Source organism: Nonomuraea sp. CA-218870, from assembly GCF_050936535.1.
In the GTDB taxonomy this organism is placed as follows: domain Bacteria; phylum Actinomycetota; class Actinomycetes; order Streptosporangiales; family Streptosporangiaceae; genus Nonomuraea; species Nonomuraea corallina.
The window spans coordinates 1,884,825-1,898,750 of the sequence record NZ_JBNJMN010000001.1 but is presented as its reverse complement, the minus strand read 5'-3'; the positions used below and the strand labels follow the sequence as shown (position 1 = coordinate 1,898,750).

The following is a 13,926-nucleotide window of genomic DNA, read 5'->3' as shown; positions in this document are numbered from 1 at the left end:
CTCGGTTACCGCACGCCGTAGTTGTAGAGCGGCTGGTTGACAGGCGTGGCGGTGGACCCGGTCAGGGAGACGGTGGTGATCGTCATCAACAGGGCGGCCACGGCGACGCCGATGATCGCCGCTAAAAAGACCTTGATCACGGGGGTTCCTCCTGAAACGACAGAGTCCGGGACTGGGCACAAACCTAGAACCAATTACTGCTACTCGCTAGTAGCTAGACCGGATTTTTACCAAAGCGCTGATAGCACCCCTTACCGGGGTGTTTGCGACGGCGCCAACCTGTAGAGAAGCAGCTCAGGGGCGTCGGCCACGACCTCGGCGTCCCGGAGCCAGCCGGCGAACCGATTGCGCTCCTCAACTGTCCCCGCATCAACGATGACGTACCTGAATCCCAGACCGGCCAGGTCAGGAGAACGGCCTTCTAGTACGCGTTCTACCTCCGTCGCGCGGGGGTCCTCGCTCCGCACGACCATCTCGCCCACGCGCACCACGTCGTTCGTCACCACCCGCCGCCCCGGCACCGCGAAGAACCGCTGCGCCGGGTCGAGCACCGGCCGGCCGCCGTTCCAGTCAAATCTGCGGTACGACTCGAACGGCAGCACCAGCACGTCACCTGGAGCCGGATCGTCACGCAACGTCACCCTGGCCTCGTACCACGCCCGGGGGTACGGGACCGCGTCCAGCGCCCCCAGCGCCCCCCACGCCATCGTCGGCAGCACGGCCACCGGCACCGCCACCAGCGCGCCCGCCAGCACACCCGCCGTCCCGCGCCGCCGCCCCCGGTCCCGCCCTGCCGCCGGGACCGGCTCAGGCTCCGCCCCGGGAACCCGCCCGGCCGCCGCCGCCAGCAGCCCGATCCCCACGGCCGCGAGCAACGCGACCGGGGCCACGTACTGCTGCGCGTCCCGGAAGACGGCGAACCCGCCCCAGACGCCGACCAGCCACTTCAGCGCCGACCGTCCGGCCTCGGTGACGCCGGCGCTCGCGATCGCGAACCCGATGACGCCCGCCACCACCAGCCCGTTCCGGTACGGCAACCCCCGCCCCAGCCGGACGAACGCGGCGCTCCCTGCCACCGTGAGCAGCAGCCGCGCCACCGCCCCCACGACCTCCCCGTAGCCCACGGGCACGGCGTTGGCGTTCCAGATGCCGCCCAGGGACAGCAGGCTCCCCAGGGTCCCGAACGGCGTGTCGGCCCGCGACGCGAACGCCTCCACCCCGACCGGGTCTCCCGCCAGGCCGTGCGGACGCAGCACCGCCGGCACCAGCCAGGGCAGGCAGAAGGCCCCCAGCACGACCCCGGCCCGCAGCACCCGCGCCCATCGGCCGCGGTGATCCCCGCCGGCGCCGTCCCCCTCCGCCGCGCCCGCCCGCGCCGGTCTCCGCGCGAGCGCGGCGACCGGGAGGGCCGTGACGACGGTGACCAGCATCGCCGCGAAGCCGCCCGTCGCCGCCGGCAGGAGGGAGACGGCCAGGCGGCGGCCCCGGCACAGGGCGTGGACCACCCACGGCAGGCCCGCGTACCCCAGCAGGAGGGCCCACTGGCCGATCAGCAGCCGCTCGGCCACGTACGGGTTCCACACGTAGAAGGCGGCGCCGGCGAGCCGGGGCGCCAGGCCCGGCGATGGGACGAGGACGGCCACCCCGGATGCCCCCAGGACGAAGATGGCCAGCAGGATGAGCTTCTGCACCAGCTCCCCCGGCAGCACCTGGGAGAGCGCCGTGACCACGGCGTCGCTGGGCACCACCCGGGGCGCGCCGCCCGCCAGCCCGAAGGTGAAGAGGGAGAACGCCGGGTCGGGGACGAAGACCATGTCGTGGAGCAGCACGAATCCCCAGCTCAGGGCAGGTCCGAGCGCGAGGGTCGCGAGGGTGAGACCGAGGACGGCCCCGGCCAGGGCGGCTCTGGCCTGGTGAGGCATTCTGCTATGACATCACACCTCGATGACTGCTTTTCCCAGCATGTCGCCATATGAGAGATGCGTCCGCCATGCTGGCAGTGGGGGCTGGAGCCAGGGGAGGACGGCCGTGACGGCGAGAACGGGCCGCGGCGACATGGTGCTCGCCGCGGGGCTGGCCATGGTGGCCGCCGCGCTGGTGTGGAAGTTCGAGCTGATCCGCCGCACGTACTTCCGCCAGGACGACTTCATGTTCATCGCCCGCGGCCTGGAACAGGGACTGACCTGGGACTACCTGATGCGGATCGACTGGGGCCACCTGATGCCCGCCCCGTTCGCGATCCACTGGGCGATGGGCCGCCTGGGCGTCTACAACGACGTGCTGGCCCACGCCGTGACCGTGTCCCTCCTGGCCGCGGCGGGGCTGGCGGTGCTGCGGCTGCTGCGCGTGCTGTTCGGGTCCCGGCCGGCGATCCTGCTGCCGCTCGGGTTCTACCTGCTCACCCCGATGACGCTGCCCTCCACCGTGTGGTGGGCGGTGGTGGTGGAGATCCTGCCGTTCCAGACGGCGCTGGCGATGGCGCTCAGCTCGCACGTCCTCTACACCCGCACCCGGCGCTTCCAGCACGCGCTCGCGGCGGCGGGATGGACCGTGTTCGGCATGGCCTTCTTCGTCAAGGCCCCGTTCATCCCCGTGCTGGCCCTGGTGCTCACCCTCGGCTGGCTGAACCGGTCGGGGACCAGGCGGATCTGGCTGCTCTACGCGGCGGTCCTGGTCCCGTACACGGTGATCTTCTTCCGGCAGCTGTTCACGACGGTGCAGCTCACGAACGTGACGTTCGAGCCCGCGCTGCCGTCGGCCGGGGTGGCGGCCGGCACGGCGTGGAAGCTGCTGACGGGGTCGCTGGTGCCGGCGTCGCTGGGCGGGCCGTGGAACTGGCAGCCGATCGGCGACGACTACGCGCTGGGCGCCCCGCCGGCCGCGCTCATGTGGGCGGCCGGCGCCGCCGCGGCCGTCGCGGTCGCGCTCTCCGTGCGCCACCGGCGGCGGGCCTGGCTCGCCTGGACGATGCTGCTCGGCTACGTGCTGCTGGCCGACGTGGTCCCGATCTGGCTGGGGCGGGCCGCCCAGCTGGGCGCCGACCTGGCCGGGTTCGAGCTGCGGTACGTCTCCTCGACGGCGGTCCTGGTGACCGTGGTGATCGGGCTGGCGTTCATCCCGGTGGCGGGCGAGGAACGGCCCTGGCTGCGGCCCCCGCCGTCGTGGTCGCGGCGGGCCTGGGCGCCGGTGGCGGCCGTGGTCGCGGCGGGCTCGGTCTGGTCGGTGACGGCCTTCGGCGCGCTCCCCCTCGGCAGGAACGTCGAAGGGTACGTGGAGACGGCCCGCGTCGCGCTGGCCCGGGCGCCCTCCGGCTCGGTCGTGCTGGACACGTACGTGCCGGCCAAGGTGGCCGAACCGATCTTCTTCTACCAGTACGCCCGCGTCTCCACCGTCCTCGGCCCGCTCGCGCCCGGCCCCGTGAACTGGACGGAACGGCTGTCCGGGCCGGTCGGCGCCCCGCTCATGTTCGACGCGCAGGGCCGGCTCAACCCGGTCGACCTCGACGGCGTCACCGTGCCCGCCGGCGCCTCCTGCACGCCCGTCGGCGCCGACGAGGTGGTCTTCCCGCTGCCCGAGCCGCTGCCGGGTGACGAGTGGACGGTACGGGTCGCGTACCTGAACGGCGCGGAGACCACGCTCGTCGTCCGGCTGGGCGGCTCGCAGGCCGAGGTCCGGGCGGGCCGGGACCTCGGCGTCACCTACGCCACCGTCAGCGGCGCGGGCTCCGAACTGGCTCTGCGGACGATCGGCGGGGCGGGCGCGTGCGTCGGCGAGATCAAGGCGGGCAAGCCCGTGCCGGCCGAGAACGGCACGCCGGTCCCCGCACGGCCGGCGCTGCCGTGAGGGGACCGGGTGGGGGTCACTTGCCCGGCTCGGGGTCCCTGGGCAGGCCGAGCAGGCGCTCGCCGATGATGTTCAGCTGCACCTCGGTCGTGCCGCCGTAGATGGTCATCGCCCGGGTGGCGAGCACGGCGCGGTTCCAGTAGCCGGGGTCGCCGAGCTTCATGTCGGCGGCCAGCGTGGCCTGCGCGCCGATCAGGCTCACGGCGGTCTCGGAGACGTGCTGGGCGTGCGAGGTGGACAGCAGCTTGCGCACCGAGGCGTCGGCGCCCGGCTCGTTGCCGGCGAGCTGCTTGAGCGTCACCCGCAACGACAGCGCGTTGATCGAGTGGCCCTCGCAGATGACGCCCGCGAGCTGGTCCGCCTCGACCGGCGTGAGCTCGCGGCCGAGCCGGCCGACCAGCCCGAGCAGGTCGGGCACGGACGCGCCGGTGCCGCCGGAGCCGGAGGAGAGCGAGACGCGCTCGTTCGAGAGCGTGTTCCTGGCGACCTTCCAGCCGTCGCCGACCTCGCCCACCACGAGGTCGTCGGGGACGAACACGTCGTCCAGGAAGACCTCGTTGAACAGGTTCTCACCGGTCATCTCGGTGAGCGGACGGACGGTGACGCCGGGGGACTTCATGTCGACGAGGAAGTACGTGATGCCCTCGTGCTTGGAGCCCTCACTGGAGTTGCGGGCGATGCAGATGCCCCATTCGGCGACGTGCGCGACCGACGTCCAGATCTTCTGGCCGTTGAGCCGCCAGCCGCCCTCGACCTTCTCCGCCTTCATCTGCAGGGAGGCCAGGTCGGAGCCGGCGCCGGGCTCGGAGAAGAGCTGGCACCAGATGATCTCGCCGCTGAGCGTCTTGGGCAGGAACCGCTCCTGCTGCTCCGGCGTGCCGTAGACGGCGACGGACGGCACCACCCAGGCGCCGATGATCAGCGCGGGGAGCTTGACCTTGGCGGCCTTCAGCTCCTGGGCGATGAGCACCTGCTCCAGCGGGCTCGCGCCGCGCCCCCACGGCCTGGGCAGGTGCGGCATGACGAAGCCGCGCGCGGCCAGCGCCCGCCGCTGCTCCTTGCCCTCCAGCTGAGCGATCTCCGCGATCTCGGCGCGCAGGGCCTCGCGCAGCGGCTCGGCGTCCTCCGGCAGGTCGAGCTCCATCTCGCGGCCGACGCCGCGCAGGGCCAGCTCGCTGACGCGGGCGGCCCACTCGGCTGACGGCCCGAGCAGCGCGCGCAGGGTGAGCGCGCGCCGGTAGTAGAGGTGCGCGTCGTGCTCGAAGGTGTAGCCGATGCCGCCGAAGGTCTGGATGGCGTCCTTGGCGCACTGCACGGCGGCGTCCGGAGCCATGACCCCGGCGACCGCGGCCGCGTAGTCGAGCTCCTGGCCGTCGGCGCGGGTGGCGTCCCAGACCGTGGCGCGGGCCTGCTCCAGCGCGACCAGCATGCGCGACAGCTTGTGCTTGATGCCCTGGAACTGGCCGATCGGCCGGCCGAACTGCACCCGCACCTTGGCGTAGGCGGCGGCGGAGCTGACGCACCAGGAGGCGATGCCCGCGGCCTCGGCGCCGAGCAGGACGGCGGCGATGTTGCGGACGTCGGCGCTCTCCACCCCGTCGAGCACCCGGTCGGCGGGCACGCTGACGCCGTCCAGCTCGACCTTGGCCACGGACCTGGTGAGGTCGAGCGACTGGAGCGAGGTGACGGTCGCCGCCGCGGCGTCGACCGCGACCCACAGCTCGCCGTCTTCGGTGGCGACCGGCAGCACGATCACGTCGGCCGTGGCGCCGCCGAGGACGGGCTCCGCGGCGCCGGACACGGTCAGCGAGCCGTCACCCGCCCGCGTGCCGGTGAGGGCGCCGGACAGGGCCAGCGCGCCGGTGCTGGTGCCGTCGGCCAGGCCGGCCAGCAGCTCGTGGTGCTTGGATGCGTGGATGACCGCGCTTGCCAGCACGGTCGGCACGTACGGGCCGGGCGCCATCCGCTCGGCCAGCGCCTCGACGGCGACGGCCGCCTCCAGCAGCCCGTATCCCGAGCCGCCCGCCTCCTCCGGCAGGTGGAGGCCGAGAAGACCCTGCTCCGCCAGGCCCGGCCAGAAGGCCGGCCGCTCGTCGGCGGCGGAGCGCAGCGTGTCGGTGGGAATGCCGCGCTCCGCCCAGCGGCTCACCGACTCGTGGAGCGCCTCGTGCTCCTCGCTCAACCCGATCGCCATCGCTCATCCTCCAGGCGGTTTCCGTAGATGCCAGAACCATATTCTAGAGGACGCTTCTGGCCTAGAGTGGGCGAACTTTCTCTGCCAACGTGTTCAGATCCGCCCAGTACGCCCGGCCACTCTCCGGGATCGAGGCCAGCAGCATCGCGGGCTTGACCTTCCCCACCTCCAGGACGGACACCAGCGCGTGACCGGTACGCCGCTCGCCGCCGTCGGGGTAGGCCACCCGGAAGGCGAGCGTCCAGCCCTCGCCCCCGGACGCCTTCCGGGAGCCGGTCCAGGTCAGGGTGGCGCCCTCCGGATACTGCGTACGCAGCGCCCAGCGGGCGGCCCTGGCCGCGATCGCGCGGTAGTCGGCGTCGGACGCGGGCTTCGTCTCCGGGGTCGCGCCCGGCAGCATCGCCGACGCGACCACGGTCTGCGGCACCTCGGTCTCGCCGACCCGCTGCGCGTACGCGAACGGGGCGAACGACCTGGACCGCCACGGGCCGCCCAGCCGGGGATAGCTGATGCCGGTCCGGGTGTCCCTGACGGTGCCGGCGACGACGGAGGCCCTGCCGGGCAGCTCGGGGAACGCCAGCCGCGCGGGCGCCGCCGGCAGCGTCGCCCCTCCGCCGGCGGCACCGGGCGTGGGGCTGTCCGACACCGAGGGGACCGGGGCGACGTCCTCCTCGTTCCCGGGCTGGGTGGGCACGTCGCCGGAGAAGATCACGAACACCAGGAGGACGGCGGCCACCGTGGCGACGATCGCGCCCAGCAGGTAGACGACCTTGATCGGGATATCGCCGATCCGGCTGAGCAGCCCGCCCTTCGGCGGAGGCGGCGGTCCCGGCGTCGCGGGTGGCGCGGGCGGCGTCTCGGCCGGCCGGAACGGCCCGCCGGCCGTCCCCGCCCCGGAGAGCCCTCCGTCGCGGACCGGCCCCGACCCCACCCGCACGGGCCCGACCCGCGCCCGCGGACCGGCGGGCCACGTGTCACCGAAGGACGGCGACGTCACCCCGCCGTCCGTCTCCTCGGTACCTGCCGCCGTGGAGCCGCCCTCGTTCGCGGGTTCGGGACCCGCGCTCTTCGGGCCGGCGTCGGGGGGTGACGAGGCTCCTTCGGGACGGTCCCGGCGGAAGACGGTCGTTTCCTCCTCCGCGGGCACGACGATCTTGCGAAAGGGAGCGGTGGGAGCATCGTTGTCGTTGTTCTGATCGCCGACGTCCGCCATGGAGTCGAGGCTACGTCACCCCGAGGGGCGACATTTCCGCCAGAACCCCAGCAGAACTACATTCTGTACCGTTCCCTTCATCCGCGATTGTCCACCACCCCGGCGAACCGGCCGACCGGCGACGTGCAGGAAGGCGTATCTTTCGCCTTGAGCTGGGCAGACTACGAGACATGCGCAAGATCGCTGGAGGGCTGGCCGCCGCCGTCCTGGTCACCGGATGCGCCGGCGTGCCCGGCGCTCCTGGCGCGACCTCGCCCACCGCCTCACCGACCACCTCGCCGACCACTCAGGCCACGTCCGCCACACCCGGCGCCACCGCTCCCTCCCTGCCGCTGGAGCAGACGTACGAGCGCGTGATCTCGCAGGTGCTGCCCTCGATCGTGCAGATCACCACGGCCACGGGTCTCGGCTCCGGCGTGGTCTACGATGACCAGGGCCACATCGTGACCAACGCCCACGTCATCGGCGAGGCCACCGAGGTGGAGGTCACGCTCGCCACCGGCGGGGGTTCGCGCGTCGCCAAGGTGGTCCAGTCCTTCCCGGCCGGCGACCTCGCGGTGATCAAGGTGGACGACCCGCAGGACCTGCGCCCGGCGACGTTCGGCGACTCGTCCAAGCTCCGCGTGGGCCAGCTCGTGCTCGCCATGGGCAACCCGCTGGGCCTGTCGGGCAGCGTCACCGACGGCATCGTCTCCGCCGTCGGCCGCACGGTCACCGAGCCCGAGGGCTCCGGCTCCCCCGGCGCGACGATCGCCGGAGCCATCCAGACCTCGGCCGCCATCAACCCGGGCAACAGCGGCGGCGCCCTCGTCGACATGGCCGGCCAGGTGATCGGCATCCCGACCCTCGCCGCCACCGACCCGTCGCTCGGCGGCGGCGCGGCCCCGGGCATCGGCTTCGCGATCCCCAGCAACACCGCCACGGACATCTCCGCCCAGATCGTCAAGCACGGCCGCGTGATCAACAGCCACCGGGCGGCGCTCGGCATCACGGGATCCACGGTGATCGGCGACACCGGCCAGCCCGCCGGCGTCGGCGTCCGCTCGGTCCAGAGCGGTGGCGGCGCCGCCAAGGCGGGCATCCGCGAGGGCGACGTCATCGTCTCGGTCGGCGGCAAGGAGACCCCCACCATCGCCGCGCTCACCGAACTGCTCACCGGCTACAAACCGGGCGACAAGGTCGAGGTCGAGTTCGTACGCGACGGCGAACCGCAGAAGGTCACCGTCACCCTGAGCGAGCTCAAGACGGACTGAACCGCACAGGTGCCCGGGTCAAGGTCCGGGGGACGAGCATCCCAAGTTTACGGACGCGCCCGCCGCCTGTCCTCGTGCTCCCGTCCGGACACCGTCACAGTCGAGGACATGACACAGACGACAGCGCACACCAGGGGCCGCAACTGGGGCCGGTTCACCCTCCACTACGTCGAGATGATCATCGCGATGTTCGCCGGCATGTTCCTGCTGGACTGGCTCGAATCCCTGGCGGGTCTGAGCTTCTCGTACGAGACGCAGCCGGAGGCCGCCTACCTGCTGATGGCGCTCAACATGTCGATCGGCATGGCCGCGTGGATGCTCTTCCGCGGGCACGGCTGGGGGTCGACGCTGGAGATGTGCGCGGCCATGTTCGCGCCGGCCGTGCCGCTCTTCCCGCTGCTGTGGCTGGGGCTCATCGACGGCGACGGGGTGATGATGGCGGCGCACGTGGCGATGTTCCCGGCCATGCTGGCCGTCATGCTGCGCCGCCTGGACGAGTTCGCGGGCTGCGCCCACTGAGCGGGGGACCGGGAAACGGCGGCGCCGGGATGGGCGCCGCCGTTCCGGTGCCGGTGGGCCTGTTCTCCGAGGTCAAGAGGCGCGCGCCGAGCCTGGCTGGGCGGGGGCGTCCCGCGCGTACGCGATCAAGACGTGCCGACGTATCGACCTTGAGGGGGGCCCAGAGGTAAGTTCGCGCTTACAACTGAGCGTCAGGGGCGGGTGGCCGGAGCCCGCGTCTGCCGGTGCCGGAAGGAAGAACATGAGCACGGTCCGCAGTGCCCACCCGCATCACCGACTCACCTGGGTCCACCAGGTGACCAAGCACGCCACGGCGCAGCCTGGGCAGCCCGCGATCAGGTTCAAGGGCGAGACGACGACCTGGGCCGAGCTGGACGAGCGCAGCCGCCGCCTGTCCACCGCGCTCGAAGCCCGGGGCGTCGGCCGGGGCGACCGGGTGCTGGTCCTGCTGACCAACCGTCCCGAGTTCGTCGAGACCCTGGTGGCGATCAACCGGCTCGGCGCCATCGCCGTCCCGGTGAACTTCCGGCTGGTCGCGGCCGAGGTCTCCTATTTGGCGGAGGACTCGGGCTCCTGCGCGGTCGTGGTGGAGCAGGCGCTCGCGCCGGTGGTGGCCGCGGTGCGGGCGGGTAAGGAGGCGGAGCTGCCCTGCCTGGTGGTCGGCGACTCCCCTGACGCCGCCGGCGCGGGCGCCGAACGCTACGAGGACGCCGTCGCGGCCGCCGAGCCGAGCACCGCGAGCGGCCCCGACGACGTCGGCACGGTCGCCCTGATCATGTACACGTCGGGGACGACGGGCCTGCCCAAGGGCGCCATGCTCTCGTACGAGAACCTCCTCGGCCAGACGATCACCCTGCTGCAGACGCTCCGGCCGGGCAACGATGAGATCTGCGTCGTCACGTCGCCGATGTTCCACATCGCCGCGGTCGGCGTGATCGTGCCGAACCTCATCTTCGGCCACACCATGGTCATCACCCCGACCGGCGCCTTCGACCCGGAGGCGTTCCTCGACCTGGTCGAGTCGGAGCGGGCCACGAACGCCTTCCTGGTGCCGGTCCAGTGGCAGGCCGTCTGCGCCAGCCCCACGCTCGCCCAGCGCGACATCCGCCTGCGCACGATCTCGTGGGGAGCGGCGCCCGCGACCACGGCCATCCTGCGGGCGATGGAGAAGGCCTTCCCCGGCGTGGCCAACGTGTCGGTGTTCGGGCAGACCGAGATGTCGCCCATCACCACGTCGCTGCCCGGCGACGACGCGATCCGCAAGATCGGCTCGGTCGGCAAGCCGGTGCCCCTGGTCTCGGTGCGCGTGGTGGACCAGGACATGAACGACGTTCCCCAGGGCGAGATCGGGGAGATCGTCTACCAGGGCCCGCAGACCATGGTCGGCTACTGGAACAACCCCAAGGCCACCGAGGAGGCGTTCCGGGGCGGCTGGTTCCACTCGGGCGACCTGGTCCGCGTGGACGAGGAGGGCTTCTTCTACGTCGTCGACCGCCTCAAGGACATGATCATCTCCGGGGGCGAGAACATCTACAGCGCCGAGGTCGAGGCCGTGCTCGCCGACCACCCCAAGGTCCGCGAGGTCGCCCTGGTCGGCACCCCCCACGAGAAGTGGGGCGAGACGCCCGTGGCCGTGGTCGTCCCGAACGACGAGCAGGACCCGCCGACGGTGTCCGAACTGGCCGAGTTCTGCGTCACCCGGCTCGCCTCGTACAAGAAGCCCACCCAGGCCGTCGTGGTGCCCGAGCTGCCCCGCAACGCCTCGGGCAAGATCCTCAAGAACCGCCTGCGTGACATGGTCAAACAGGACTCCTGACGGGCGCACGAACGCGACAGGCCCGGCCGGATGGATCCGGCCGGGCCTGTCGCGTGACAGTGGAGGTGGCGGGAATCGAACCCGCGTCCTTCAACCCCAAGAAAGGGCTTCTCCGGGCGCAGCCTGCTGTGCTTTTCTCAGCCCCGGCGATCACGCAGGCGAGTCGCCGACGGGCTCAGCCACTGTTTGGTTTCCCGCTCACCCCCGTGGCCGGGTTGAACGGTTGAGCCTTCTAGCGATGCCAGATTCCGAGCCGAAGGCGCTCTCGGGCTGGCAGAGGCTTCGCTACTTAGGCAGCGAGAGCCAGGGAACCCTGGCTGACCTCAGAGTGCTTCTTATTGGCACTTATTGTTCGCGGTCACAGGATTAACGAGGTTATGTCCGCAGTCCTCGGCCCGCTTCACCTGACTTGCAAGGCCAAAGTCGAAACCAGTCACCCCCTGTGGAGTTGTCAACACGATCTCCGAGGAGACCGAGCATCATGACGATACCTCTGACAACACCCTGGATGCCAACTTGATTCCCGCGACGTCGAGCTCGCGGACGCGGGGCCCCGTGGGCCCCCGGGAGCGCGGCACAGCAGCATCACGCTCCCGGGGGCGACCGGCAGGGTCGAGCCGGTCAAATGACGGCAGGACTTCCCCCGAGATGAAGTCCTGATCTCATCACGGCGACTGGTCCCGCAACCCCCCGAGCGGGACCGGTCACTTGGTAAGACGCGACCGGCCCGCCGGATGGTTGCTCCGCTTCACGAAAATCACGGAGAGTCGCCGAGGGCGGCGAAGAAGCTGCCGGCCACGGCCGCGGGGTCGTAGTCGCGGGTGTACACGGAGATCGCCAGATCGCCCTGCCAGCCGACGAACCAGGCGTTGTTGTCCTTGCCGGTGGGCGCGGACGCCACGCCGTGGACGCGCCCGCCGCCCGCCTGCGCGGGGGTGCCCTGGGCGCCGGCCCGCATCATGGCGGCCAGCGCCTTGCGGACCTCCGGGTCGAGCTGCTGGGGCTGGGGCTGCGGCGCGGGCGTCACCTCGGCCGCCGCCGTGTCGGGGGCGTCGGGGTCGGTCACCAGCACCGGCGGACGCCAGGTGCCGGAGGCCACCGCCGCAGCGACCAGGGCCATGCTGAGCGGGCTCACCTGGACGTTCTGGCCCGCGATGGCCTTGGCCTTGTCGGCGTCGCTGCCGAAGGCCGGCAGGGAGCCGCTGAACGACTTCAGCGGCAGCCGCCACGGCTGCCCGATGCCGAAGGTCTTGGCGCTCTTGGCCAGGTCGTCGCCGCTCACCCGGCGGGCGAGCGAGGCCAGCGCGGTGACGCAGCCCTGGGCGAAGTTCTCCTGGAACGTGGGCGAGGAGCCGGTGGCCTGACCGACGTTGACGAACCGGGCGCCGCCGACCGTGCGCTCCGCGGGGCAGGGAAGCCGCTGCCCGGTCCGTACCCCGGCCCGCAGCAGGGCGTCGGCCGCGACGACGGAGAACGCCGTGCCGGCCGGGAACTTGCCGGCCAGCGCGTCCTTCTCCTGGTGCAGGCCGCGGGTGGCGACGGCGCGGATCTCGCCGCTGGTGCGGTCGACCGCCACCATGGCGCTGGTGCGGGTGCTGGAGACGGCGCGCTCGGCGGCCGCCTGCACGCCGTCGTCGATCGTGGTCTGCACCGACCGGTTCTGGCGGCCGGGCCACTGCTGGAGGGAGGCCACCTCCTCACCCGACTTGAGGTCGAGGATGATGACCTCGGTCTCCGTGGAGCCGGTCAGGTAGCCCTGGTAGGCCTGCTGGAGCCCGCTCTGGCCGATCGAGTCGCCCGCCCGCTGGGGCCCGCCGAGCTTCTGCTCGGTCTCCGGGGTGAGGGCGCTGACCCGGCCGACGATCTGCTTGGGGTCGGCGGGGTCGACCGGCTGCTTCTCCGTGACGGTCTCGACCTCGGGCAGCGCGTCGAGCTTCTGCTTGACCGACTGGTAGCGGGTGCGGCCGAACGTGATCAGCGGCACGGTCTCGTTGGGCGGCGCGGAACGGATCCGGCTGAGCAGCCGGTCCTCGGCGTAGCCGGTGATCTGGGAGAGCTGCTTGACGACCTCCTCGGCGCGGTCGCCGAGCCGCGCGGGCACCACGCGGGCCACGTACAGGAACGTGTCCTGCTGCAGCGGGTCGCCGCCGCGGTCGACGACCGGCTGGCGCGGCTTCGGCTCGGCCTTCACCGCGAACCGCTGCCCCTCCTTGAGCTGCGGATGGAGCACCGACGGTGACCACTTCACCTTCCAGGAGCCGCCGTCGAGGTGGAGCGGCAGCACGCTGTCGTACGTCCACAGCGGGTTGTTGTCGCCCAGGTCGACCTCGACGCCGAACTCGGCCCGCGACTCCTCACCGGTCACCGTCAAGCTCTTGATCCGGAACCGGAAAGAGGCGGCGTCGAGCTGCAGCTTGGCGTCGGCCAGCGCCCTGCGCACGGCGGCGGGGTCGCCGTCGGCGCGGGAGGCGGCCAGCTCGTAGTCGTTGGACTGCCAGCCGACGAGGAAGTCGCGCACCGCTTCGTGCGGGGACGCCTCCTCGAGGCAGCCGGTCAGGGTCGTGCTCGCGACCGCCAGCGTGACGGCCGCGGCGAACGTGCGGCGGGCTCGGCTCATCGGTTGCGGTGGCGGAGCGCCCGCGCCATCTCCCGCTTGGCCTGCTTCTCGGCCAGCGACTGACGCTTGTCCCAGTCCTTCTTACCGCGGGCGACGCCGAGCTCGATCTTGGCCTTGCCGTCCCTGAAGTAGAGCTGGAGCGGCACGATCGTGAGGCCGCCCTCCTTGGTCCGGGCGGCGAGCTTGTCGATCTCCTTGCGGTGGAGCAGGAGCTTGCGCTTGCGCCGGGCCGCGTGGTTGGTCCAGGTGCCCTGCGCGTACTCGGGGATGTGGACGTTGAGCAGCCACGCTTCGCCGCCCTCGATGGCGGCGTAGCCGTCGACCAGCGAGGCGCGGCCCTCACGCAGCGACTTCACCTCCGTGCCCTGCAGCACCAGCCCCGCCTCGAAGGTGTCTTCGATGTGGAAGTCGTGCCGGGCACGCTTGTTCTGGGCGATGACCTTCCGCCCGGTCTCACGTGGCATGCTTCGA

10 protein-coding genes and 1 other RNA gene are annotated in these 13,926 nt (G+C 72.0%); 4 read left to right on the top strand and 7 right to left on the bottom strand.

The window, feature by feature from the left end:
* Nucleotides 1–5: 5 nt before the first annotated feature.
* Together ACQEUU_RS09440 and ACQEUU_RS09435 are read right to left on the bottom strand one after the other, a co-directional pair.
* Entirely contained in the window at nucleotides 6–140 is a 135-nt protein-coding gene (locus tag ACQEUU_RS09440; protein WP_433063024.1) for a hypothetical protein, read from the bottom strand.
* 111 nt (nucleotides 141–251) lie between these two features.
* Nucleotides 252–1,922, bottom strand: coding sequence for a hypothetical protein (locus tag ACQEUU_RS09435; RefSeq protein ID WP_433063021.1), 1,671 nt, complete (start codon nucleotides 1,920–1,922; stop codon nucleotides 252–254).
* Between the two features lie 106 nt (nucleotides 1,923–2,028).
* Here ACQEUU_RS09435 and ACQEUU_RS09430 point away from each other — a divergent pair, with 106 nt between their 5' ends.
* Complete coding sequence (locus tag ACQEUU_RS09430) at nucleotides 2,029–3,843, top strand: hypothetical protein (RefSeq protein ID WP_433063019.1); 1,815 nt, start codon at nucleotides 2,029–2,031, stop codon at nucleotides 3,841–3,843.
* A 16-nt stretch (nucleotides 3,844–3,859) separates the two neighbouring features.
* Here ACQEUU_RS09430 and ACQEUU_RS09425 read toward each other — a convergent pair whose 3' ends face one another.
* Both ACQEUU_RS09425 and ACQEUU_RS09420 read right to left on the bottom strand, forming a co-directional pair.
* On the bottom strand, nucleotides 3,860–6,037 hold the full coding sequence (locus ACQEUU_RS09425) for an acyl-CoA dehydrogenase (protein ID WP_433063016.1): 2,178 nt from the start codon (nucleotides 6,035–6,037) through the stop codon (nucleotides 3,860–3,862).
* Between the two features lie 61 nt (nucleotides 6,038–6,098).
* Nucleotides 6,099–7,250, bottom strand: coding sequence for a hypothetical protein (locus tag ACQEUU_RS09420; protein WP_433063013.1), 1,152 nt, complete (start codon nucleotides 7,248–7,250; stop codon nucleotides 6,099–6,101).
* A gap of 170 nt (nucleotides 7,251–7,420) precedes the next feature.
* Between ACQEUU_RS09420 and ACQEUU_RS09415 the strand changes: the two genes are divergently transcribed.
* From ACQEUU_RS09415 to ACQEUU_RS09405, 3 genes are all read left to right on the top strand, one after another.
* Nucleotides 7,421–8,503, top strand: a complete 1,083-nt coding sequence (locus tag ACQEUU_RS09415; protein ID WP_433063011.1) for a S1C family serine protease — start codon at nucleotides 7,421–7,423, stop codon at nucleotides 8,501–8,503.
* Between the two features lie 108 nt (nucleotides 8,504–8,611).
* Nucleotides 8,612–9,022: a hypothetical protein gene (locus ACQEUU_RS09410; RefSeq protein WP_433063009.1), complete on the top strand. Its 411-nt coding sequence runs from the start codon at nucleotides 8,612–8,614 to the stop codon at nucleotides 9,020–9,022.
* Nucleotides 9,023–9,263: 241 nt separating this feature from the next.
* On the top strand, nucleotides 9,264–10,838 hold the full coding sequence (locus tag ACQEUU_RS09405) for a long-chain-fatty-acid--CoA ligase (RefSeq protein WP_433063007.1): 1,575 nt from the start codon (nucleotides 9,264–9,266) through the stop codon (nucleotides 10,836–10,838).
* 57 nt (nucleotides 10,839–10,895) lie between these two features.
* On the opposite strand, the gene ssrA is transcribed toward ACQEUU_RS09405, so the two are convergent.
* The 3 genes from ssrA to smpB all read right to left on the bottom strand — a co-directional run bounded on the left by ssrA (nucleotide 10,896) and on the right by smpB (nucleotide 13,919).
* Nucleotides 10,896–11,279, bottom strand: a transfer-messenger RNA (tmRNA) gene (gene ssrA / locus ACQEUU_RS09400).
* A gap of 316 nt (nucleotides 11,280–11,595) precedes the next feature.
* Nucleotides 11,596–13,455, bottom strand: coding sequence for a penicillin-binding transpeptidase domain-containing protein (locus tag ACQEUU_RS09395; protein WP_433063004.1), 1,860 nt, complete (start codon nucleotides 13,453–13,455; stop codon nucleotides 11,596–11,598).
* A complete protein-coding gene (gene smpB, locus ACQEUU_RS09390) occupies nucleotides 13,452–13,919 on the bottom strand; it encodes an SsrA-binding protein SmpB (RefSeq protein WP_270153649.1) in 468 nt (155 codons plus the stop codon). Before smpB ends, ACQEUU_RS09395 begins: the two co-directional genes overlap by 4 nt.
* Nucleotides 13,920–13,926 lie beyond the last annotated feature (7 nt).